Annotated in this window: 22 protein-coding genes; 14 read left to right on the forward strand and 8 right to left on the reverse strand. The window is 56.6% G+C overall.

Annotated features, from left to right (window positions below):
* Window positions 1-13: 13 nt before the first annotated feature.
* Both dcd and apbC read right to left on the reverse strand, forming a co-directional pair.
* Window positions 14-580, reverse strand: a complete 567-nt coding sequence (gene dcd / locus ACR2R1_RS06370; protein ID WP_077730477.1) for a dCTP deaminase — start codon at window positions 578-580, stop codon at window positions 14-16.
* Window position 581: 1 nt separating this feature from the next.
* A complete protein-coding gene (gene apbC / locus ACR2R1_RS06375; protein ID WP_434113190.1) occupies window positions 582-1,670 on the reverse strand; it encodes an iron-sulfur cluster carrier protein ApbC in 1,089 nt (362 codons plus the stop codon).
* 204 nt (window positions 1,671-1,874) lie between these two features.
* On the opposite strand from apbC, the gene metG reads away from it, so the two are divergent.
* On the forward strand, window positions 1,875-4,061 hold the full coding sequence (gene metG, locus ACR2R1_RS06380) for a methionine--tRNA ligase (RefSeq protein ID WP_434113192.1): 2,187 nt from the start codon (window positions 1,875-1,877) through the stop codon (window positions 4,059-4,061).
* A gap of 45 nt (window positions 4,062-4,106) precedes the next feature.
* Here metG and ACR2R1_RS06385 read toward each other — a convergent pair whose 3' ends face one another.
* The 6 genes from ACR2R1_RS06385 to flgA form a co-directional block, all read right to left on the reverse strand.
* Window positions 4,107-4,379: a DUF4242 domain-containing protein gene (locus tag ACR2R1_RS06385; protein ID WP_077730474.1), complete on the reverse strand. Its 273-nt coding sequence runs from the start codon at window positions 4,377-4,379 to the stop codon at window positions 4,107-4,109.
* 93 nt (window positions 4,380-4,472) lie between these two features.
* The gene (locus tag ACR2R1_RS06390) at window positions 4,473-5,819 is read right to left on the reverse strand and encodes a selenium-binding protein SBP56-related protein (RefSeq protein ID WP_347257876.1); all 1,347 of its coding nucleotides are present in this window, start codon (window positions 5,817-5,819) and stop codon (window positions 4,473-4,475) included.
* A 69-nt stretch (window positions 5,820-5,888) separates the two neighbouring features.
* The gene (locus ACR2R1_RS06395; protein WP_133716481.1) at window positions 5,889-6,494 is read right to left on the reverse strand and encodes a TetR/AcrR family transcriptional regulator; all 606 of its coding nucleotides are present in this window, start codon (window positions 6,492-6,494) and stop codon (window positions 5,889-5,891) included.
* 206 nt (window positions 6,495-6,700) lie between these two features.
* Window positions 6,701-7,189, reverse strand: coding sequence for a flagella synthesis protein FlgN (locus ACR2R1_RS06400; RefSeq protein WP_077730471.1), 489 nt, complete (start codon window positions 7,187-7,189; stop codon window positions 6,701-6,703).
* Window positions 7,186-7,488: a flagellar biosynthesis anti-sigma factor FlgM gene (flgM, locus tag ACR2R1_RS06405; protein ID WP_086134380.1), complete on the reverse strand. Its 303-nt coding sequence runs from the start codon at window positions 7,486-7,488 to the stop codon at window positions 7,186-7,188. Before flgM ends, ACR2R1_RS06400 begins: the two co-directional genes overlap by 4 nt.
* 84 nt (window positions 7,489-7,572) lie before the next feature.
* Window positions 7,573-8,271, reverse strand: coding sequence for a flagellar basal body P-ring formation chaperone FlgA (gene flgA, locus ACR2R1_RS06410; RefSeq protein WP_168175414.1), 699 nt, complete (start codon window positions 8,269-8,271; stop codon window positions 7,573-7,575).
* A 115-nt stretch (window positions 8,272-8,386) separates the two neighbouring features.
* Between flgA and ACR2R1_RS06415 the strand changes: the two genes are divergently transcribed.
* From ACR2R1_RS06415 to flgL, 13 genes are all read left to right on the forward strand, one after another.
* Window positions 8,387-9,340, forward strand: a complete 954-nt coding sequence (locus ACR2R1_RS06415) for a chemotaxis protein CheV (protein ID WP_434113195.1) — start codon at window positions 8,387-8,389, stop codon at window positions 9,338-9,340.
* 58 nt (window positions 9,341-9,398) lie between these two features.
* Window positions 9,399-10,241 carry a CheR family methyltransferase gene (locus tag ACR2R1_RS06420; protein WP_077730467.1) on the forward strand — a complete coding sequence of 281 codons (843 nt, stop codon included), beginning with the start codon at window positions 9,399-9,401 and terminating at the stop codon, window positions 10,239-10,241.
* Between the two features lie 155 nt (window positions 10,242-10,396).
* A complete protein-coding gene (gene flgB, locus ACR2R1_RS06425; protein WP_077730466.1) occupies window positions 10,397-10,789 on the forward strand; it encodes a flagellar basal body rod protein FlgB in 393 nt (130 codons plus the stop codon).
* A gap of 2 nt (window positions 10,790-10,791) precedes the next feature.
* Window positions 10,792-11,211, forward strand: coding sequence for a flagellar basal body rod protein FlgC (flgC, locus tag ACR2R1_RS06430; RefSeq protein ID WP_077730465.1), 420 nt, complete (start codon window positions 10,792-10,794; stop codon window positions 11,209-11,211).
* An 11-nt stretch (window positions 11,212-11,222) separates the two neighbouring features.
* Window positions 11,223-11,891 carry a flagellar hook assembly protein FlgD gene (locus tag ACR2R1_RS06435; protein WP_077730464.1) on the forward strand — a complete coding sequence of 223 codons (669 nt, stop codon included), beginning with the start codon at window positions 11,223-11,225 and terminating at the stop codon, window positions 11,889-11,891.
* 31 nt (window positions 11,892-11,922) lie between these two features.
* The gene (gene flgE / locus ACR2R1_RS06440; protein ID WP_077730463.1) at window positions 11,923-13,188 is read left to right on the forward strand and encodes a flagellar hook protein FlgE; all 1,266 of its coding nucleotides are present in this window, start codon (window positions 11,923-11,925) and stop codon (window positions 13,186-13,188) included.
* A 25-nt stretch (window positions 13,189-13,213) separates the two neighbouring features.
* On the forward strand, window positions 13,214-13,954 hold the full coding sequence (gene flgF / locus ACR2R1_RS06445; RefSeq protein WP_347257872.1) for a flagellar basal-body rod protein FlgF: 741 nt from the start codon (window positions 13,214-13,216) through the stop codon (window positions 13,952-13,954).
* 25 nt (window positions 13,955-13,979) lie between these two features.
* Window positions 13,980-14,768 (forward strand): flagellar basal-body rod protein FlgG, encoded by a 789-nt coding sequence (gene flgG / locus ACR2R1_RS06450; RefSeq protein ID WP_156880043.1) that lies wholly within the window; start codon window positions 13,980-13,982, stop codon window positions 14,766-14,768.
* Between the two features lie 8 nt (window positions 14,769-14,776).
* The gene (gene flgH / locus ACR2R1_RS06455; protein WP_077730460.1) at window positions 14,777-15,454 is read left to right on the forward strand and encodes a flagellar basal body L-ring protein FlgH; all 678 of its coding nucleotides are present in this window, start codon (window positions 14,777-14,779) and stop codon (window positions 15,452-15,454) included.
* Between the two features lie 17 nt (window positions 15,455-15,471).
* Window positions 15,472-16,581 (forward strand): flagellar basal body P-ring protein FlgI, encoded by a 1,110-nt coding sequence (locus ACR2R1_RS06460; protein ID WP_156880044.1) that lies wholly within the window; start codon window positions 15,472-15,474, stop codon window positions 16,579-16,581.
* Between the two features lie 10 nt (window positions 16,582-16,591).
* Window positions 16,592-17,566: a flagellar assembly peptidoglycan hydrolase FlgJ gene (flgJ, locus tag ACR2R1_RS06465; protein ID WP_156880045.1), complete on the forward strand. Its 975-nt coding sequence runs from the start codon at window positions 16,592-16,594 to the stop codon at window positions 17,564-17,566.
* A 71-nt stretch (window positions 17,567-17,637) separates the two neighbouring features.
* Window positions 17,638-19,311, forward strand: a complete 1,674-nt coding sequence (flgK, locus tag ACR2R1_RS06470) for a flagellar hook-associated protein FlgK (RefSeq protein WP_434113200.1) — start codon at window positions 17,638-17,640, stop codon at window positions 19,309-19,311.
* 2 nt (window positions 19,312-19,313) lie between these two features.
* A complete protein-coding gene (gene flgL / locus ACR2R1_RS06475; protein ID WP_077730456.1) occupies window positions 19,314-20,612 on the forward strand; it encodes a flagellar hook-associated protein FlgL in 1,299 nt (432 codons plus the stop codon).
* The last annotated feature ends 81 nt before the right edge of the window (window positions 20,613-20,693 follow it).

Here is a 20,693-nt window from a genome sequence, read left to right on the forward strand (position 1 = left end):
CCTGCTCGAATTATTATGTCTTGGGCAAGGTCACGCCGGTCTGCCCCTGATACTTCCCGCCACGATCCTTGTAAGAAACTTCGCAAATCTCGTCCGCACCGATGAACAGCACCTGGGCCACCCCTTCATTGGCGTAGATTTTGGCGGGCAGCGGCGTGGTATTGGAAAACTCCAGGGTCACATGCCCTTCCCACTCCGGCTCCAAGGGCGTCACGTTGACGATGATTCCGCAGCGGGCATAGGTGGACTTGCCGAGACATATGGTCAGCACGTCGCGCGGAATGCGGAAATATTCGACGGTCCTCGCCAAGGCGAAGGAATTGGGCGGGATGATGCACACGTCCGAGCTCACGTCGACGAAGCTGTTTTCGTCGAAATTCTTCGGGTCCACTATCGCGGAGTTGATGTTGGTGAAGATCTTGAATTCGCTCGAACAGCGAATGTCGTAGCCGTAACTCGATGTTCCGTAGGAAATGACGCGGGAATTCTGCACCTCCCTTACTTGCTGCGGCTCGTAGGGCTCGATCATCCCATATTCTTCCGCCATGCGACGGATCCAGCGGTCTGATTTGATGCCCATGCTAGTCGTTGACGATGGTGATAGTGGGGAAACGCGCACTGTAATCCTTCGCCTTCAAAGCCAATCGGGCCGCCATTTTACGGGCCACGTCCTTGTAGATTTGCGCCGGCTTGCTGTCCGGCTCGGCGACGACCGTGGGATGGCCGCCGTCCGCGTTCTTCCGGATGCTGATGTCGAGCGGCAGAGAACCGAGTAGCTCGACGCCGTATTTTTGGGCCATCTTGTCACCGCCGCCTTCGCCGAAGATCGGCTCGGCATGGCCGCAATTTGAACAAATATGAATGCTCATGTTTTCTACGATCCCCAAGACCGGCACCCCCACCTTTTCGAACATCTTTAGGCCTCTCTGGGCATCCAATAACGCAATGTCCTGAGGCGTGGTGACTATGATCGCGCCGGACACGGGAATCTGCTGCGCCAGCGTCAATTGAATATCGCCGGTACCGGGCGGCAAGTCGATGATCAGATAATCCAGGTTGTCCCACTTGGAGTCCTTGAGCAATTGTTGCAAGGCACCGGTCACCATGGGGCCGCGCCAGATCATCGGTGCGTCCTCCTCGATCAGATAACCGATGGACATGGATTGAACGCCGTAGGCGACCATCGGGATCAACCGGTTTCCGCCTTCGGTATCCGGGCGCCCGGAAATCCCCAGCATGAGCGGTTGGCTTGGTCCGTAAATGTCGGCATCCAGAATACCGACTCGCGCACCTTCCGCCGCTAATGCCAGCGCCAGATTCGCGGCGGTCGTCGATTTTCCGACACCGCCTTTGCCGGAAGCGACCGCGATGATGTTCTTGACGCCGGGCATCGGCTTTAGATTCTTCTGGACCGAGTGGGAAACGATCTCCGTAACGATTTCGACCGTCACCTCGGTCGCGCCGGTTTCCGCACGGAGCTTTTGTTCGATCAGATTCTTGAGTTCGGCGTGGAAACTGGCCGCCGGGTAACCCAGAGCCACTTTCACCCGAATCCGGGAATCGTCTATTTCGATTTTCTTGATCGACTTGGTCGATACCAAATCCCGGTCCAGATTGGGATCCACCAAGGTCTTAAGGGCATTCTCAACATCGGATTGAGTCAGCGGCATTCGAATCTCCGGCATCTCGGGCCAAATAAGGCGTTATTCTACACAATTGGCCGCGAAGCTTAACGGATCAAAGGCTTCTTCGACTGGCGACGCACCAGGGTTCGAAGCCCCGCTCTACGGCGTCCGCCGTGGCTGCGCGCCTCTGAACGCTCGGCCGAAATGTGGGATAATTTCGCAACCCAAGAAAACATTGAATTTCGCCACATGACCACCCATCGAACGATCCTCGTCACCAGCGCCCTACCCTATGCCAACGGCCCCATTCACTTGGGCCATCTGGTCGAATACATACAAACCGACATCTGGGTGCGATTTCAGAAGATGCGCGGCAACACCTGCCATTATGTCTGCGCCGACGACACCCACGGCACGCCCATCATGCTTAGGGCCGAAAAGGAAGGCATCGCCCCGGAGGAGCTGATTCGACGGGTCCACGGCGAGCATCTCCGGGACTTTACCGGTTTTCACATCGAGTTCGACAACTATTACTCGACCCATTCGGAGGAAACCCGGCAACTGGCCGAAACGATCTACGCGAGGCTGAAAGAGCGTGGATTGATCGAGGCGCGCTCGATAGAGCAGTACTACGATCCGGTCAAGGAAATGTTTCTTCCGGACCGCTTCATCAAGGGCGAATGCCCAAAGTGCCATGCCAAGGACCAGTACGGCGATTCCTGCGAAGCCTGCGGCGCAACCTATTCGCCGACCGACCTGATCAACCCCTATTCCGCCGTCTCCGGCGCGGCTCCGGTGCGGAAGGAGTCGGTGCACTACTTCTTCAAGCTCGGGAAATGCGAGGAATTTCTCAAGACCTGGACCCGAGCCGGACATTTGCAGGATGAAGCCGCCAACAAAATGGCGGAATGGTTCGAGGCGGGGCTGTCCGACTGGGACATTTCCCGCGACGCCCCCTATTTCGGCTTCGAAATCCCCGACGCGCCGGGCAAATTCTTCTACGTCTGGCTGGACGCTCCCATCGGCTACATGGGCAGCTTCAAGAACCTGTGCGAAAGACTGAACCTCGATTTCGACCAATACTGGAACAAGGACTCGAACGCGGAGCTATACCACTTCATAGGCAAGGATATCCTCTATTTCCACGCCCTGTTCTGGCCGGCCATGCTGGAACACTCGGATTTCCGCACTCCCACCAAGATCTTCGCCCACGGCTTCTTGACCGTGAACGGCGAGAAAATGTCCAAATCCCGCGGCACTTTCATCACGGCGGAAAGTTATCTCCAGCAGGGCTTGAACCCCGAATGGCTGCGCTATTACTACGCCTGCAAGCTGAATGGGACGATGGAGGACATCGATCTCAACTTGGAAGATTTCGTGGCGAGGGTGAATAGTGATTTGGTTGGGAAGTACGTCAATATTGCCAGCCGGACAGCTGCATTTATCACTAATTCGTTTAATGGTCGCTTAGCAAATATCCCTGAACCAACCCATCAAAAACTTGAGCAATCTTTCGCCGCTATTACAAATCGTGAGTTCGAGCGGGACGATTTTTCGGAGAGTTATATTCGAAAGGTTTTCGAAGAGGAAGCAGAATGGCTCACTAGGCTCGGCAGTCCTGAGATTTTGCTTCGGGATTTTCAAGCCGCATCAAAGGAGTTGATCCGACTATATGATGCGCGGCTATTTAATCAAGCCTTGCGCCTAATTATGTTACTGGCAGACATTGCCAACAAATACGTTAGCGTTAAAGAACCTTGGAAACTCTCCAAGGCCGGCCCCAGCCAGGAATTACATCAAGTAAGCTCCGTCTGCATCAACATCTTTAGATTACTCTCCCTGTACCTAAAACCAGTGCTGCCTGGTTTGGTCTCAAACGTAGAGGCGTTTCTTAACATTCCACCACTTACATGGGAGGACGCGTTCACTCTCTTGCCGGAAGGGCACGTTATCAAGCCTTATCAACACCTAATGTCTCGCATCGACCCTAAACAAATCGAGTCACTCGTGGAAGCCAACAAACAGAACCTGCAAGCCGCTGCTCAGCCGGAACCTCATTCCCAGCAACGTCACGCCGAGCATCAGCAACACACGATTCAACCGATCGCCGACACCATATCGATCGACGACTTCGCCAAGATCGATCTGCGCATCGCCCGCATCGCCAAAGCGGAGCACGTGGAAGGCGCCGACAAGCTGCTGAAGCTGACTCTGGATATCGGCAGCGAGACACGAACAGTGTTCGCGGGCATCAAATCGGCCTACGATCCGGCACAATTGGAAGGGAAGCTGACCGTCATGGTCGCGAATCTGGCACCGCGCAAGATGAAGTTCGGTCTGTCGGAAGGCATGGTGCTGGCCGCGAGCGACGAACGCGGAGGACCGTTCGTTTTAATCCCGGACGAAGGCGCGCAGCCGGGAATGCGGGTCAAGTAGTCGAAGCAGGCGTGGGAACGGTCGGAGCCGTTCCCACGCCCCTCATCACTCGCCGGTAGTCGGATCGATCACCGTCTTGATTTCCGAAATCCGATTGGCCGGGAAGCCGCCCTCTTGGGCATGCTGCCGGATCATTTCCTCGTTGGGCGCGATATAGACGCAATAGACCTTGTCGTCGGTGACATAGCTCTGCAGCCATTGGATTTGCGGCCCCAAGCGGTTCAACACGCTGCACGATTTCTGCGAAATGGCGTGCAAATCCTGATCGGACAGTTTTCCCGCTCCAGGAATATCGCGTTCGATTAGATACTTGGGCATGTCAGCCTCCTCTCATTGAGAAAGTAAGCAAAAGTCGTCAAAAAACCGTCGGCACTTCGGAGCCGCGTGATGGCCGCTACGAAGTACATCACATCAGCGACGCTGAAATTCCGCGAAAATCTCCGCCGGCTTTGCTTCGGCCACGCTCTTATACAGCGAGTAAGCGCCAAAACGCATCTGGTGCGGGCGTCCGAGCTTTTCCTTGTAGAAGTCGATAGCGAACTGCTCTTTCAACTCCTTGCCGTCCCAGTGATAGAGCTTCAGGAACTGCTCATTGTCCTTGCCCTTCTTGTCCCAGTTGGCAAGCAGCGACGAAGTGTAGTAAAGCCGCTTCCCGTCCCAGCTCGACGACACCATATTGACTTGCGCGCCGATGTGCTTCTCGTAGATTTGCACCGGTTTGTGCGGATTCGAGATGTCGAACGCCCGGGTGTTGCCGTCCATGAAGGTATTCACCCAAAGCCGCTTGTCGTCGTTGGAGATCGAAATATCGACGGGCAACGGCACCTTCGAGGGATCGCCGATATCCGCGACTTCCTTGGCTTGCCACTCGCCCTTGTCATCTTCGTAGATCAGCCAGATCTTGGAGGTGAGTGCCGTCGTGGTGAAGCAGTAGTTGTGGTTTTCTTCCCAGGCGCAACGCACTTCCAGGGGCGAACCCGGTACGTCGAACACCTTCTTAGGCTTGCGGCTGTGAAGATCCCAGACGACCACCGTATTGCCGAAATGCTTCATCGCCTCCTTGTCGGACAGCATCTTGCCGAAGTCCATCATGTAGTTGTTCCATCCGGTGAAGGACGAGGAAACCAGCACGTTGCGCCTCGGCAGCGCACGCACGTCGTAGTTGTAGCCGTCGGCATACTTGCCCGTCTTCACGGCACCACGCAGATCGCTGTCGGTGGGCACCCAGTGAGTCGCCACGTAATCGCCCTGGTTGGTGTATTCCACCATCGCCGTCCGTCCGCCGTGATCCTTGTTGTTCGAGAGCCCCGTGATCAGCATCCGTCCCGGCAAAGCGTAAAACGAGTGAGGCCCGACCACGCCGCCGCTTTTCGCGACGAAATCGGTAATCGTTTTATGCAGCTTGGGCTTGGCTGGATCGCTATGGACGTCGAAGATGAAAATCTTGCTGGTGTCCAACCCGCCAGCCCAGAGATAATTCCGGTCGTCGGTAAAATCGGAATGGTGCGCTTCGTTACGTCCGCCAACGGAGAGACTGTCCACTACCTTCCCGTATTTGGGCGACTTCGGATTGATGTCCACGGTCACCAGCTTGTCCTGCTCGTCGCCGACACCCGTAGCGCCGAGGGTCCAAACGTATACGTAATCTTCCTGCCCCGTGATTTTCGCCATATAAGGCGACAGACAGGTCTCATCCGCCTGGACGGGGGACATGCCGATTCCAGCCAAAACCAGTCCGGATGCCAATCCCAGCGTCATGCCCCGAACCGCCCGAACCAGATTCTTTTCTCTTATCCGTTGCTTTTTCATCGCATAACCTCTTGGTTTTTAGTCACTCTTGGGTTTGAAATAGTCGTCGAGCAAATGGCTCAAGCAGACCTCCAACGGACGTACGGATTGCTCGACTTTCATTCGCAGCAAAGCGCCTTGCAGGCCATCAGCGAGCAAGTCCGCCATCGATTCGGCCGACAGATCGGCGCGTATCGTTCCTTCCGCCTGGGCGCGAGCTAAACCTTCCGTGTACTTATCCCTGTAACGATGAAAGGCGTCCCGGAGAGCGGCCATACAGGTCTCGTTGGTATCTCCGATCTCGCCGATCAGGTTGCCCAGTAAACATCCTCCTTTGAACTGTCTCCGCTCCAATTCTGCGATCAAATCGCAGAAATAACGTTTCATCGCGGACAGCGCATCCAACTCCGGCCGACTCAGGTAATCGCCCAATTGTCGAATGAATGGCTCTATGTAGTGCTGGACCACTTCCGCCCCGAACTCCTCCTTGCTAGAGAAGTAGTTGTAAAACGATCCCTTCGGAACCTGAACGCTGGACAGCAAGTCCTGTAGACCGGTGCCGTGATAGCCATGCTCCATGAGCATGGCAACACCCTGGTCCAAAAGCTTTTCGCGAGTAATCTGTTTGTTGCCGATTCGAGCCATGTGGCGACTATACGACCGGTCGTCTACTTATGCAATAAAAATTATTACAAGGAAGAAATCCGGGAGGCGCCCGGTGCCTCGATCGGAGGCAGCAGAGGCACATGGCAATTTGTCCGAAATTGAAGGATTCGAGCCGGATAGTGATGCTGCGGCCGGTTAGCGCCCTGTTCACTGGCACCTGCGACGGAAACCGCCTGGCACGGCGGTCAGGCCGAGAATGACTGGCGTGAAGTTTCTCCGCGGCGCGTCGACCCATCCGGCCCGTAGGTCGCATCCGCCGACGAAGCGCCGTAGAGAAAATTCAAACTGGAATCGATATGACGCTGCAAGAGCGCGATATAAGCGCCGTTAAGCTCATTCTGCTTTCTGCAAGCCGAACCGAGGCGCACGATTTCCCGCCATTCGGCAAGGAGGGCTCTGGTCTGCGGCGACTCGGGATCGAGCCGATCAAGGAAGGCCGCAACGCCGCCTTCGTTGCCCTGAAAACCGCAAGCGCGGACGAGATGGTTCTGCCGAGCGGCCAAATCGTTGAGCAGGAATGCGAGTTTCTGTTTCTTCGAGGCGGTCAGTTCCAACGCCTCCGTGTCGCGCGCCGCTAGACTTCGCGCCTCCTCCTCAAGCAGCCTGGACATTTCGCCGAGTCCGTCCAGCGTTTGGCTGAAAAGGTCGTGAAGATCCTGGCCGTGCGCGATCATGAAAATTCAGGAAGCTTTTGTTCCATGGCGATCAGCTTTTCGGCCGCTCGCTGCGGGTTGATCTCGTAGTTTCCCGACTGAACCGCGCTGGCAATGCGGGTCACTCTCGCTTCGTCGACCGAGGGTTCGCTCAACAGACGTTGTTTGATCTCGGAGAGCCGAAGCGACATTTCGGGCGACACGCTGACACTGTAGGTCGATGAGGCATTGCCGCCGCCTGTACCTGCCGCGGTGCTCGATTTCTTTTGTAGTCCGCCGACGGAAAGACCGCTAACGCTGTTTTGAAGTTTGATTTCCATGACCGTATCCTCTCGGGAATTTCAATTCTTATCGGCCTCCCGACGGCGAACTTTAGCGCAAAACCACGTTTTTCTGTCCGGCGTTCAAAGCCGTATCAATACGAGGCCAGGACCTGCAACCGTACCTTCCACGATTCTCGCGGATTGGTCGTTGCGAACGCGAATACGCTGCCCCGCCTCCCCATCATTCAGAGCCTGTCCCGACATCTTGACGGCAAAATGACTGCTCTCCGCCTGAATAATGACCTTCTGTCCACGCCGAATCATTTTCGGCACAGATAACCATTCGGGGCTCAGTACCGCGCCGGCCGCCAAGGTGCGTTTGACGGGCCGATTGACGACCGGATCGAAAGAAGTGAAATAACTGCCGCGCAAGTTCGCGAGGTCTCGTTTTTCGAAGCCGAGATCCGCCTCGGTGAGAACTGAGCCTTGCCGGACGGCGTTTTTCAGAACGACGACTTCCCGATACGCTTTCACGTGAACCTTGTTGTACACGGTCCAAGAATGCGTTCCTTCGCAACGCACGCCGACGGAAAGAAAACCGCTTTCGCGCCGCCCTGGAAGAAAGAAGGCCTCCAGCGGCCGATCGCAAAGCGGCAATTGCAGACGACCGTCCAGCCTGACCGGGTCTGCCTGGAATTCCTGATTCCGCTGACGGAAATCCGACTCGATCAGGGCCATTATCGCAGCTGCTATCGATTCGTTGGTTTGCAGGCGGTCTGCCGCGAAAGCCGCGGGAATCGCCAGCGCGAGCAGAAGCAGGAATTTGAGTTTGGCACGCATAGATAACCTCCGATGATGGACCAAGACATGCATCTAATATGCCGCGCCGGACTCAAGCGGATCGCACACCTGCCGCTACACTTTAGTCACCGTCAATCTTCCCAGGAAATTCACAATGGCAAGCATACTCGAAGGCGTAGATCAAAGAACTAAGCTCGCGGGACATAACCGCCTCGAGCTGCTGCTCTTCAAACTTGGCGGCAACCAGCGCTTCGGTATTAACGTGTTCAAGGTGCAGGAGGTCATACAGTGCCCGCCCTTGACTCAGCTGCCGAAATCGAACCCGGTGATTTGTGGCGTCGCTCACTTGCGCGGCAAGACCATACCCATGATGGATCTCTCCATGGCAATTGGCGCGCGCCCGCAACCACGCGACGGGAGTGGCTATGTCATCATTACCGAGTACAATCGATCCACCCAAGGATTCCTCGTCAGCACTGTCGATCGCATCATCAATATGGGATGGGAGCAGATTCAGCCGCCGCCGAAAGGCGCAGGCAAAGAAAGCTATTTAACCGCTGTAACACAATACGAGAAGGAACTCATCGAAGTTATCGACGTTGAAAAAGTGATGAAGGAAGTCATGGGCGAGTGCGACCAGGTTTCGGACGGTGTGATCGAGGAGAACGCCAAGAACCTTGAGCAGCACGTACTCGTCGTGGATGATTCATTTGTGGCCCGCAATCAAATTCTGCGTGTTTTGAACCAACTCGAAGTGGAGAGCACAATTGCCAAAGATGGTCAGGAGGCGTTGGAAATCCTCGAACATTGGATATCGGAAGGAAAAAATTTGAACGAGTACTTGGCCATGATCATTTCCGACGTGGAGATGCCTCGAATGGACGGCTATACGCTCACGACCAAGGTACGCAAAGACCCTGCTATGAAGGAAGTATACGTATTGCTCCACACCTCCCTGAGCGGAGTTTTCAATCAGGCGATGGTTGAAAAAGTCGGCGCCAACAAATTCCTCGCCAAATACGATCCGGACGATCTTGCTCGGGTCGTACAGCAACGCCTCAAAGACCATATCGCCGCGCAAGCGACAACAGGGCGCAGGGAATTCTGAACTGGCTATATCGGGCAAAACGCAAGCGCCGTCCATCGGCGTGTCGATTGGAGTATTCATGAATTCGGACTTGAATCCCGAAGCGTTCGCGGTGTTCCAGAAATTTCTCGTGGACGCCTGCGGGATATTGCTCAGCGACAACAAGCAATACCTGGTGAAGAATCGTTTGACCGGCCTGCTAAAAGAGAGTGATTATTCATCCATAGCGCAGTTGGTAACTGCGCTCCGAAGCGATGCTGTCTCCGCTAAGCTCAGAACCCGTATTATCGATGCCATGACCACGAATGAGACTTTTTGGTTTCGTGACAACACCCATTTCGAGGAACTTAGAAATGTTCTCTTGCCTGCCTGGGCAGCCAACAAAACCGGCGGCACCTTGAGAATTTGGTCCGCAGCCTGCTCTTCGGGACAGGAGCCTTATTCGATAGGCATCTGCGTCGAGGAATTTTTTCGTTACGGTTGGACCGGCATCAAAAGAAACGTACAGGTCATCGGGACCGATATTTCGGAATCGGTTTTGGCCGAAGCTTCTCAGGCCGTCTATAGCGAAATGGCCTTGTCGCGAGGGCTGGATGAAAATCTGAGGTCACGCTACTTCGATCGCTATCAGGACAAGTGGAAACTTAAATCGGAGATCGTTGATCGGGTCCGATTCCAACAATTCAACCTGCTCAAGCCTTTCGCGGCGCTAGGCAGGTTTGATATCGTCTTTTGCCGTAACGTACTGATTTACTTCTCCGAGGAATTGAAGCGCGATATTTTGACGCGCATGGCCAAAGCGCTCAATCCAGGCGGCTATCTGTTCCTAAGCAGCACGGAATCCCTTCCCTCCGGACTCGATCTTTATGAAACCGTTCGCGGGGCCTCTTGTCGCTATTACCGTCTAAAGCCGGCCTTCTGACGCCACCCGGCAAATTTGCCGCCTCAAGTGGCGAAAAATTGCCGCCGTTTTTTTCCGCTCTCACGTCTTAATTTGCAAGCCTTTGTTTAAACAAAGGATTTTTACGTGGCATACCTCGTGCTTGACGCCACATAACTGGCAACGAGGATATGTTTATGACGATCAACTTCGACAATGCCCTCGGCATTCATCCCCTGGCACTGAAACTCCGCGACCGCCGTACCGAGTTGTTGGCCTCCAACCTGGCCAACGCCGACACGCCGAATTACAAGGCCCGCGATCTGGATTTCCGTTCGGTACTGCAAAGCGTCCACACGTCCCCTCTCAAGCTCGCGGCTACACAAGCCGGGCATGTGACTGCGACAGCGCCCGGATCGCGGGGAGAAGCCCTGTATCGGCTACCGTCGCAACCCAGTCTCGACGGCAATACGGTGGAAACCGAGCAGGAACAGATGCGTTTCGCCGAAAACGCGGTGCAATACCAGGCCACGCTCAACTTCTTGAGTGGCAAGATCGCCTCTCTGCGAACCGCCTTAACAGGAGAATAACCATGTCGTCGTTCAAAATCTTCGATATCGCCGGCTCCGGCATGACTGCGCAGTCGCTGCGGCTCAACCTGGTAGCCAGTAACTTATCCAATGCGGACAGCGTCAGCAGCAGCGTCGAACAGACTTATCGATCGCGACAGCCCGTATTTGCGGCACAGCTTCAGGAGGCCGTGGACAAGCGAAACACGCCGGTCGGCGTGCAGGTACTCGGCGTCGTCGAGAGTCAGGCGCCCTTGCGCATGGAATATGCGCCGGACCACCCGATGGCCAACGACGAAGGCTATATCTTCAAGCCGAACGTCAACACAATCGAAGAACTGACCAATATGATGTCCGCGTCCCGCTCCTACCGGGACAACGTCGAAGTGGCGAATACCGCCAAGCAACTGATGCTTCAGACCCTGCGTCTCGGACAGATCTGAGGTGACCGATCATGAGCCTAGACATCAACACGCTCAAATCGCTTGGCCTGACCGAAACCGCGGCACCGACTCGGAAGCGCAACGAACTGGGGCAAGAAGATTTCTTCAAGCTGATGGTTACCCAGTTGACCAGTCAGAATCCTTTAAAGCCTCAGGACGGCGCCGAATTCGTCAATCAGCTGGCGCAGTTCAGCACCGTCACGGGAATCCAGCAATTGCAATCCTCGTTCGCCGACTTTGCGGCGTCCGCCAACAAGGAACAGGCCTTGATGGCCGCGAACCTGGTGGGACGATCCGCGCTGATCGCGTCCGATAAAGCGATTCTGGCCGCGAACGGCACGATCCAGGGCGAGTTGGCCGTGCCGTACGAGGCCTCGCAGGTCAATATTCGGATCATGGACAAGAACGGCAACTTGATCCGCACATTGGAACTCGGGCCTCAAACCGAAGGGCCGTTGTCGTTCGAGTGGGACGGAAAACTGGACGATGAATTGCACTTTGCCGATCCCGGACTTTACAGGATCAAAGCCGAGGCTGTTATCGCCGGCAAAACGACTGCGCTCGAAACCCAAATCGCCGCGCCCGTGGAAAGCGTAACCGTGGGCGGCTCGAAAGGCATGGAAGTCCAGCTCAGCGGTCTCGGACGTTACACCCTGGGCGATATCCGGGCTGTCCTTTAATGAACATCATAGTCATCTAGCGAGGTAAGACATGGCTTTTAACAGTGCCTTGAGCGGCCTGAATGCCGCATCCAATATGCTCTCGGTGACCGGCAACAACATCGCCAACGCCAATACGACCGGATTCAAGAAATCGCGCTCCGAATTCGCCGATGTCTATGCGAGTAGCTTGGGAGGCGTCTCGTCCATCACGCCAGGAGCCGGTGTCCGGGTCACCAATGTGGCGCAACAGTTCACCCAGGGCAACCTGGATTTCACCGAGAACAACCTCGATCTCGCGATCAGCGGCGAAGGCTTTTTCGTCATGGGGGACAACGTCAACAACATCAACGAACGGGTCTACACCCGCGCCGGTTCTTTTCACATGGACCGGGAAGGCTATGTGGTCAATCACCTCGGCCAGCCGCTGCTGGTTTATGCGCCGAACGGCGAAACAGTCGAGGAAGGCTTCAGTACCGGCGTATTCCAGACCCTGCAACTCGATTCTACGCAGGGCTTACCGAAAGCCACGAGCTCGATAGACATGAGCGTCAATCTGGATTCGCGCAAAACCACGCCCGCCACATCGCCTTTCGACCCGGCAGACCCCACCAGCTATACCCATGCAACATCGGTCACGACATACGACTCGCTTGGCAACACCCACATCGCGACCAGTTACTACGTCAAAGGCGCGGCGCTGAATGCCTGGGATCTATATGTCTATGTGGACGGGGTAGACATGCTGGACGACGCGGCCCCCAACTCGATTCCTCTGACATTCGACAACGACGGCAAGCTCGCCTCGGTCGACGGCAACCCGGCAACGACCCAATTCACGACCGACTTAGTGTCCATCAACCCCAGCGCCCAACCCATCCAGCTCACCATCGATCTGGCCGGTTCGACACAACTGGGCAGCGCGTTCAGCGTCGACACCTTGAACCAAGACGGTCTGACCATCGGCCGGCTCACCGGCGTGGACATCGACGACACCGGTGTCGTTTTTGCCCGTTTCAGCAACGGCGGCTCCAAACCGCTGGGCCAGGTGGCCATGGTCCGATTCCAAAACCCGCAAGGATTGTCCAAGCTCGGCGATACCACCTGGGGAGAAAGCGCAAACTCCGGGGTGCCGATCAATGGCGTAGCCGGCACCAGCAGTTTCGGTTCCATCAAGGCTGGCGCCCTCGAAGGAGCCAACGTGGACCTGGCCCAGCAGCTGGTCAATCTGATTATCGCCCAACAGGCGTATCAGGCGAACGCGCAGACCATTTCCACCGAAAACACGATCACCCAGACACTGCTCAACATTCGTTAACACCCGATAGCCAGGAACTCCGACCATGGATCGCAGCCTTTATGTCGCCATGAGCGGTGCCAAGCAGATTCTGCTGGCGCAGGCATCCAACGCCAATAATCTCGCAAATGCAAATACGCCGGGGTTTCGAGCGGATTTCGAGCAAATCCGCTCGATGCCGGTATTCGGAAACGGCTATCCGAGTCGGGTCTACGCCATGACCGAGCGCCCTGGCGTCGATTTGTCGACGGGCTCCCTGCAAACCACCGGGCGCGACCTCGACGTCGCGATCAACGGAGATGGCTGGCTGGCCGTGCAGGCCAAGGACGGCAGCGAAGCTTACACCCGGGCCGGAGACTTACATATTACGCCTGCAGGGCAGCTGGTCACCGGCAGCGGTCTGCCGGTGCTCGGCAACGCGGGCCCCATCGCCATTCCGCCCGCACAGAAGGTCGAAATCGGCTCAGACGGCACCATCAGCATCATTCCGCAGGGTGCCAACGCCACCGCCCTGGCGATTCTCGACCGAATCAAACTGGTCAAACCCGAAAAATCGCAGCTTGAAAAAGGCGAGGATGGCCTGATGCGAATCAAGGACGGTACTCCCGTAGAAGCCACCAACGAGGTTCAACTGGTAACCGGATCACTGGAGGGCAGCAACGTCAGCACCGTGGAAGAAATGGTGCAAATGATCGAACTGGCGCGTGAGTTCGAATACCAGATCAAGATGATGAAGACCGTCGAAGACGACGGCAATGCCAGCGCCGAGCTCATGCGGATCGGCTAAAAGACACTCCAAGAGGTTCACGACCATGACCACCCCTTCCCTTTGGATCGCCAAGACCGGCCTGGATGCGCAGCAAACCCATATGTCGGTGATTTCGCACAACCTGGCCAACGTCAACACCACCGGCTTCAAAAAAGAGCGAGCTTTGTTCGAAGACCTGCTGTACCAGAACGTCAGGCAGGTAGGCGCTCAGTCCACGCAAAACACGACTCTGCCTTCCGGCCTGCAATTGGGCACCGGCGTAAGGACGGTCGCCACGGAAAAGATTCATACTCAAGGCAACATCCAACAGACTGGAAATTCCCTCGATATCGCCATCAACGGCCGGGGCTTCCTCCAGATCCTGATGCCGAACGGCGATCTCGCCTACACCCGGGACGGGTCCTTCAAGCTCGACTCCAATGGACAAATCGTTACCAACGGCGGCAACCCCTTGGAACCGGCCATGACCGTGCCCCAGGGCGCCCTGAGCGTCACTATCGGCAACGACGGTACGGTATCCGTGCTCGAACCGGGAAACCCCACCCCCAACGTCATCGGCGAAATCCAGCTGGCGGACTTTATCAACCCGACGGGATTGGAACCAATCGGTGAAAACCTGTACCGGGAGTCGGTTTCGAGCGGTGCTCCGATCGTCGGCGTACCGGGAGAAGACGGTATCGGAAAGCTCGTCCAGGGCTCTTTGGAAACCTCGAACGTGAACGTGGTGGAAGAACTGGTCAATATGATCGAAACCCAACGCGCTTACGAAATGAACTCCAAAGCGATCGCAACCACGGACGAGATGCTCGGGTTCGCCACCAATACTCTCTGATTGATCCGATGAAATACGCGGCTTTCATTCTCATCCTGCTGACCTTGAACGGCTGTGCCGCCATCCTCAATCCGCCGCCGCGCCGGGATCCCGCCTACGCGCCGGCCCGTCCCGAGGACATGACGCCGCCCATGCAGAATCCCGGCGCAATTTTCCAGTCCGGCTACGACATGCGGTTATTCGAGGATCATAAAGCGCGCCGGGTAGGTGACACCCTTACCATTAAGCTGGTCGAACGGACGAATGCCCAGAAAGACGCGGACACCAAGGCTGACCGTTCGGCAACTACCCAGGTAAAGGCACCCATGCTGATGGGGCAGGAAGCGGCTGAAATTCTCGGCTACAACGTATCCAGCAGTCTGGAATCGACCCACAAATTCGAAGGAAAAGGCGAAAGTAATCAGAGCAATCTCTTGACGGGAAACATCAGCGTGACCGTGGTGGAAGTCCTGCCCAACGGCAATCTTCGGGTACGAGGCGAAAAACGGGTCGGCCTGAACCAAGGCAACGAATACATCAAGCTCTCGGGGCTGGTGCGTCCGGTCGATATCGACACCACCAATAGCGTGGATTCCACCAAGGTCGCCGACGCGACCTTCATTTACAATGGAGAGGGCGTAGTGGCGGACGTCAACCGCATGGGCTGGCTGCAACGTTTTTTCACCAGCATACTGTTCCCGTTCTGATCGACTGAGGTAAGACCATGGCTAGGTTCACTCTGCACTCAGTCATAAAAATCGGTCTTCTCGGCTTGGCGTTCTCACAATCCCCGGCGATGGCTGAACGGGTCAAGGATATCGCCTCGGTCGCCGGGGTCCGCAGCAACCAGCTGATCGGGTACGGGCTGGTCGTCGGTCTGAACCGCACTGGCGATAAGAACCGCTTCACCAGCCAAACCCTGCGCAACATGCTGCTCCAATTGGGCGTCACCGTGCCGCCGGGTATCGACCTGAAATCCAAAAATATCGCCGCCGTATCCGTACAAGCCGACCTTCCGGCATTTGCAAAGCCCGGCCAAACGATAGATGTGAACGTTTCATCTTTGGGCGATGCCACCAGTCTCCGCGGCGGCAGCCTCTTGATGACGCCCCTCAGGGGCGCCGACGGCCAGATCTACGCGGTTGCCCAAGGCAATCTCGTCGTCGGCGGGTTAAGCGCTCAAGGCCTAGACGGCTCCAAGGTTACCGTCAACGTGCCCAGCGCCGGCCGGATTCCGAACGGAGCCACGGTCGAGCGCGAAGTTCCGACAGGATTCGCGCAAGGCAGCCATCTGATGCTCAACTTGCATACGCCCGATTTCACCACCGCCAACCAAGTGGCCGACATCATCAATCGAACTTACGGCGGAAGCGTGGCGCGCGCCTTGGACGCGGCGTCCGTTCAGGTCAGCGCGCCCCATGATCCGGCTCAGCGGGTCTCGTTCACGTCGCTGATCGAAAATCTGGACGTGAGTCCGGGCGAAGCCCCTGCCAAGGTCATCGTCAACTCGCGTACCGGGACGGTAGTGATCAGCAGCCATGTCCGGGTTCAACCCGCCGCGGTGACCCACGGCAACCTCTCGGTGACCATCAGCGAAAAGCCCATCGTCAGCCAACCTCCGGCCTTATCCGGAGGTTCGACCGCCATAGTGCCCCGCTCGGACGTAACCGTGAACGAGGAAGCGAATCGCATGTTCGTTTTCAATCCCGGCGTATCGCTGGATGAAATCGTGCAGGCGGTCAATCGCGTGGGCGCTGCACCGAGCGACCTCGTCGCCATTCTGGAAGCCCTGCGAAGCGCCGGAGCGTTGCGGGCCGAGCTGATCGTGATATAGGAGAACCGGCATGATAAAGCAGACTGGCATGGCCGATGTGTATACCGATTTCAACGGCACCGCCCGGCTCAGGAATCAGGCCAAGCATGATCCGAAAGCGGCGCTGAACGAGACCGCCCGGCAATTCGAGTCTCTGTTCATCCAGATGGCCTTGAAAAGCATGCGGGAGGCGGTCCCGAACGGCGGGCTCACGGACGGCAAGCAGTCGCAGATGTTCCGCGACATGTACGATCAGCAATTGGCGGTGGAACTCGGCAAACGATCCAGTCTCGGCTTCTCCGATATGCTGGTCCGGCAACTGGGCGGCGAAAAGTCCTCCGGTGAGGCGAAACCCGGCATGGGTCTGGACGATTACCGCGGCAATGCGTTACTCAGGATCGATAAGGGATCTTCCGAGCATGCAACGGCAGAAAATTCGAAATCGGATTATGGAAATGGAGCTCGGATGTCCGATAAAGCTCGCGTGCAACCTCGGTCCGCCCAGAGTGACTCCCGAACCGGAGCGTTCGCCAATCCCGAGGAATTCGTAAACGCGCTCTGGCCTCACGCTCAGGAAGCGGCCGCCGAGCTTGGCGTCGACCCCAAGCTGCTGCTGGCGCAGGCGGCTTTGGAAACGGGCTGGGGAAAATCCATGGCGGCACGAGGAAACGACGGACACAGCCATAATCTGTTCGGCATCAAGGCGGACCGGCACTGGAGCGGCCGTCATATGACCGCCCGCACCCTGGAATACGCCGACGGTATCGCCGTGCGTAATAGAGCAGCATTTCGCGCCTACGACGATTACGCCGAGAGTTTCCGCGATTACGTGCAGTTCCTTAAGTCCAACCCTCGTTACGCAACGGCCTTGGAACATGCCGATAATCCACGGCAATTCATGGCTTTATTGCAAAAGGCCGGCTACGCCACGGACCCGGACTATGCACGCAAGGTCCTCTCCATATACAAGGAAAATCGTGCGCTTGAAAAGTTGCCCGTTGCCTGATCCGGTCTTCAGTTAAAGCGATCGGTGCCGATAACAGGCTTAAGAACATTATTCATTCGAGTGGTTGAATCATGGCTGGCGGACTTCTTGGCATAGCGACATCCGGACTGATGGCGGCTCAGCGCGGATTGGCGACGACCGGACACAATATCGCCAACGTCAACACCGACGGCTACAGCCGCCAAAGAACGGAACAAGTCGAACGCTTGCCTTCGTTTACCGGGGCGGGATTTGTGGGCAACGGCGTCGACGTTGCGTCCATTACCCGCTCTTACGACAGTTTTCTTAACGCTCAGCTCCGAAGCAGCCTCTCCGCGCATGGGGAATTGGAGACGTATCACGACATGGCTTCACAGGTCGACAACTTCATCGCCGATCCGGACGCCAGTCTGTCGCCCTCGCTCCAATCGTTCTTTAACTCGGTGCAGGACGTAGTCAACGACCCCACATCCATCGCCGCGAGACGCGTCATGCTGACCGAAGGCGAAACGCTGGTGCAGCGTCTTAATACGCTGAACGGCCGCATGGATGAGCTGCGCAGCCAAGTGAATCAGAGCCTGAGCACCAATATCGACGAGATCAACGGTCTGGCCAGAGGTATCGCCTCTTTGAACGAGCGCATTGTTGTTGCCTATAACCAAGCAGGCAAACCGCCCAATGATTTGCTCGATCAGCGCGATCTGTTGACCGAACAGTTGGCGCAGAAAGTAGGCACCAGCTTGTTCGAGCAAAAGGACGGCTCTTTGAACGTGTTTATAGGCAGCGGACAGGCACTGGTGATGGGCTCGACGGCAAACCAGCTCAGCTTGCAGAACTCGGCCTATGATCCCAATCAGAAAGACATTGCCATTACCGCCGGCGGCTCCGGCGCCGTTGTCGTGACCGCCGCTATCAGCGGCGGAGAAATCGGGGGATTGTTGCGCTTCGGCAGCGAGGTACTCGACCCGGCCCAAAACGCCCTGGGCCGTATCGCTGCGGGGCTCGCCGCAACATTCAACGCGCAGCACTCGCTCGGCTCCGACTTGAACGGAAGCGCCGGTGCCGATTTCTTCAGCGACGTTACAAACGCCGCAATCGGCCAGTATAGTTGGTTCGGCAGGCAAACGAATAGCGGCAACGCCATATTATCCGTCGCGTTCGACAACAGCGCTGGAAACGGTTCCTCCGATCTAACCGCAAGCGACTATCGCCTGGACTACGACGGCGCCAATTACACCCTCACGCGCCTGAGCGACAATACGCAATTCAACAATGCGACCGGTGCCTTTGCCATAGATGGCTTGGCTATCGGCATTGGCGGCGGTGCTGTAGCAGCCGGCGACAGCTTTCTCATTCGCCCGTTCCGCCGGGTAGCCGGCGATCTAAGCGTTTCGCTGACCGACCCCCGAGAAATTGCTGCAGCTGGGTCGCCTTTTGCAGGCCCCGGTGACAACACCAACGCCCGCGCCCTGGCTCAACTACAGACAATGCCCTCGCTTTTGGGCGGTAAAGCGAGTTACCAGGACGCTTATAACGAGATCGTGGGCGATGTGGGCACGCTGACCCACGCCGCCGACATCGACAGCACCGCTCAGAAACAATTGCTCGACCATGCTCGACAGGCACGAGACTCGGTTTCAGGGGTGAATCTCGATGAGGAAGCCGCCAACCTGCTTCGGTATCAACAAGCCTATCAAGCCGCCGCGCAGTTGATTCCCGCGCTGAACAGTATGTTCGACGCACTGATCGGAGCCGTAAGGAGATAAGCATGCGCATTTCGACGCCCTTGATGGAACAATTCGGCATCGACGCCATCCTCAGGCAGCAGGCGAAGCTCTCCAAGACCCAATTGCAGCTCTCCACCGGCCAGCGCATTCTGACGCCCTCGGATGATCCCAGCGCCGCGGTACGTGCGCTGGACTTGAAGGAGTCGCTGGAAAACAATCGGCAATTTCAGTCCAACATTCAGGCTGTTCGCTCGAGACTCGAATTTGAGGAATCCACTTTGGCGGGAGCGGACAACGTGTTGCAGCGCGCACGTGAATTGGCTGTCCGAAGCCTCAATGATACGCTCAGCCCGAGTGATCGGCAGGCGATCGGGCAGGAAATGCAGCAGCTGTTGGACGAAATGCTCGGACTGGCGAATACGCGCGACGCCAACGGCGAATATATTTTCGCCGGCTTCCGTTCCGATACCGTCCCGTTCGCATTTGACGGCGGCCGGACGCCGCCGAGCTACGTCTATCAAGGCGACAAGAATCAGCGCCTCTTGCAAATCGCTCCGCAACGACATTTGGCCGACGGCGATTCCGGATTTTCCATATTCGAGAATATTCCTTCGAGCTCGGGTGCCAATGCGATCGCGGCCTCAGGCGGTACCCAGAACATACTCAATACCTTGTACTCCCTCACCCGGACTTTGAGCGGACAGTTCACCGCATCCCACGGCGCCGTTATGGGAACGAACGATCTGTCCTCCGGCATTGACTACAGCGGCGGCCCGGCAAAGAATTTTGATCTGGCCGTTGATGGCGGTGCGCCGGTCACGGTTTCCGTTGCCGCGGCGAATTATGCTTCAGCGGATGATCTCGTTGCCGCCATAAACGCCGGCATCAACGCCACCGCTTTGAATGGAACCGTGGTCGCCCAACATCGATCAGGCTTTATCGAGTTCGTATCGACAACCACCGGGACTGCCTCATCCGTGGAGATCAGTGACGACACCGATGGAGTCCTGACCGATTTCGGCTTCGCCGGCCCACAGACCGGCACAGGAGCCGACGTTGCTTTCCACGACGCTGCCAGCGCCGCATTGAAGGACATCGATGCCGCCCTCCAGAACGTCCTGGATACCCGCGCCAGCGTCGGCGCACGCTTGAATGCGCTGGATGAACAAGAGGATGTTCACGACAAATTCATCATCGACACCCAAGCGAATCTTTCCGAAATAGAGGATCTGGACTACGCAGAAGCAATCAGTCGGTACAACATCCAGTTTGTCGCGCTACAGGCTGCGCAGCAAGCTTATGTTAAAGTACAAGGACTGTCTCTTTTCAGTTATCTTTAAGCGGTAAACGCGGCATTCCGTGCCTCTTCCCGGTGCGAGCCCTTCCGGGCGTTATTCGCACGTTCGAATTTATTTTCGGCC

It is taken from the genome of Methylocaldum sp. GT1TLB, assembly GCF_051027445.1.
Classification (GTDB): domain Bacteria; phylum Pseudomonadota; class Gammaproteobacteria; order Methylococcales; family Methylococcaceae; genus Methylocaldum.

Coding starts and splice junctions, on each gene's coding strand:
- flgL (WP_077730456.1), top strand. CDS start 19,314: ATGCGCATTTCGACGCCCTTGATGGAACAATTCGGCATCGACGCCATC.
- flgC (WP_077730465.1), top strand. CDS start 10,792: ATGTCGTCGTTCAAAATCTTCGATATCGCCGGCTCCGGCATGACTGCG.
- ACR2R1_RS06400 (WP_077730471.1), bottom strand. CDS start 7,189: ATGATCGCGCACGGCCAGGATCTTCACGACCTTTTCAGCCAAACGCTG.
- flgK (WP_434113200.1), top strand. CDS start 17,638: ATGGCTGGCGGACTTCTTGGCATAGCGACATCCGGACTGATGGCGGCT.
- flgB (WP_077730466.1), top strand. CDS start 10,397: ATGACGATCAACTTCGACAATGCCCTCGGCATTCATCCCCTGGCACTG.
- flgA (WP_168175414.1), bottom strand. CDS start 8,271: ATGCGTGCCAAACTCAAATTCCTGCTTCTGCTCGCGCTGGCGATTCCC.
- flgM (WP_086134380.1), bottom strand. CDS start 7,488: ATGGAAATCAAACTTCAAAACAGCGTTAGCGGTCTTTCCGTCGGCGGA.
- apbC (WP_434113190.1), bottom strand. CDS start 1,670: ATGCCGCTGACTCAATCCGATGTTGAGAATGCCCTTAAGACCTTGGTG.
- ACR2R1_RS06435 (WP_077730464.1), top strand. CDS start 11,223: ATGAGCCTAGACATCAACACGCTCAAATCGCTTGGCCTGACCGAAACC.
- ACR2R1_RS06390 (WP_347257876.1), bottom strand. CDS start 5,819: ATGACGCTGGGATTGGCATCCGGACTGGTTTTGGCTGGAATCGGCATG.
- flgH (WP_077730460.1), top strand. CDS start 14,777: ATGAAATACGCGGCTTTCATTCTCATCCTGCTGACCTTGAACGGCTGT.
- metG (WP_434113192.1), top strand. CDS start 1,875: ATGACCACCCATCGAACGATCCTCGTCACCAGCGCCCTACCCTATGCC.
- ACR2R1_RS06460 (WP_156880044.1), top strand. CDS start 15,472: ATGGCTAGGTTCACTCTGCACTCAGTCATAAAAATCGGTCTTCTCGGC.
- ACR2R1_RS06420 (WP_077730467.1), top strand. CDS start 9,399: ATGAATTCGGACTTGAATCCCGAAGCGTTCGCGGTGTTCCAGAAATTT.
- ACR2R1_RS06395 (WP_133716481.1), bottom strand. CDS start 6,494: ATGGCTCGAATCGGCAACAAACAGATTACTCGCGAAAAGCTTTTGGAC.
- flgG (WP_156880043.1), top strand. CDS start 13,980: ATGACCACCCCTTCCCTTTGGATCGCCAAGACCGGCCTGGATGCGCAG.
- ACR2R1_RS06385 (WP_077730474.1), bottom strand. CDS start 4,379: ATGCCCAAGTATCTAATCGAACGCGATATTCCTGGAGCGGGAAAACTG.
- flgJ (WP_156880045.1), top strand. CDS start 16,592: ATGATAAAGCAGACTGGCATGGCCGATGTGTATACCGATTTCAACGGC.
- flgF (WP_347257872.1), top strand. CDS start 13,214: ATGGATCGCAGCCTTTATGTCGCCATGAGCGGTGCCAAGCAGATTCTG.
- flgE (WP_077730463.1), top strand. CDS start 11,923: ATGGCTTTTAACAGTGCCTTGAGCGGCCTGAATGCCGCATCCAATATG.
- dcd (WP_077730477.1), bottom strand. CDS start 580: ATGGGCATCAAATCAGACCGCTGGATCCGTCGCATGGCGGAAGAATAT.
- ACR2R1_RS06415 (WP_434113195.1), top strand. CDS start 8,387: ATGGCAAGCATACTCGAAGGCGTAGATCAAAGAACTAAGCTCGCGGGA.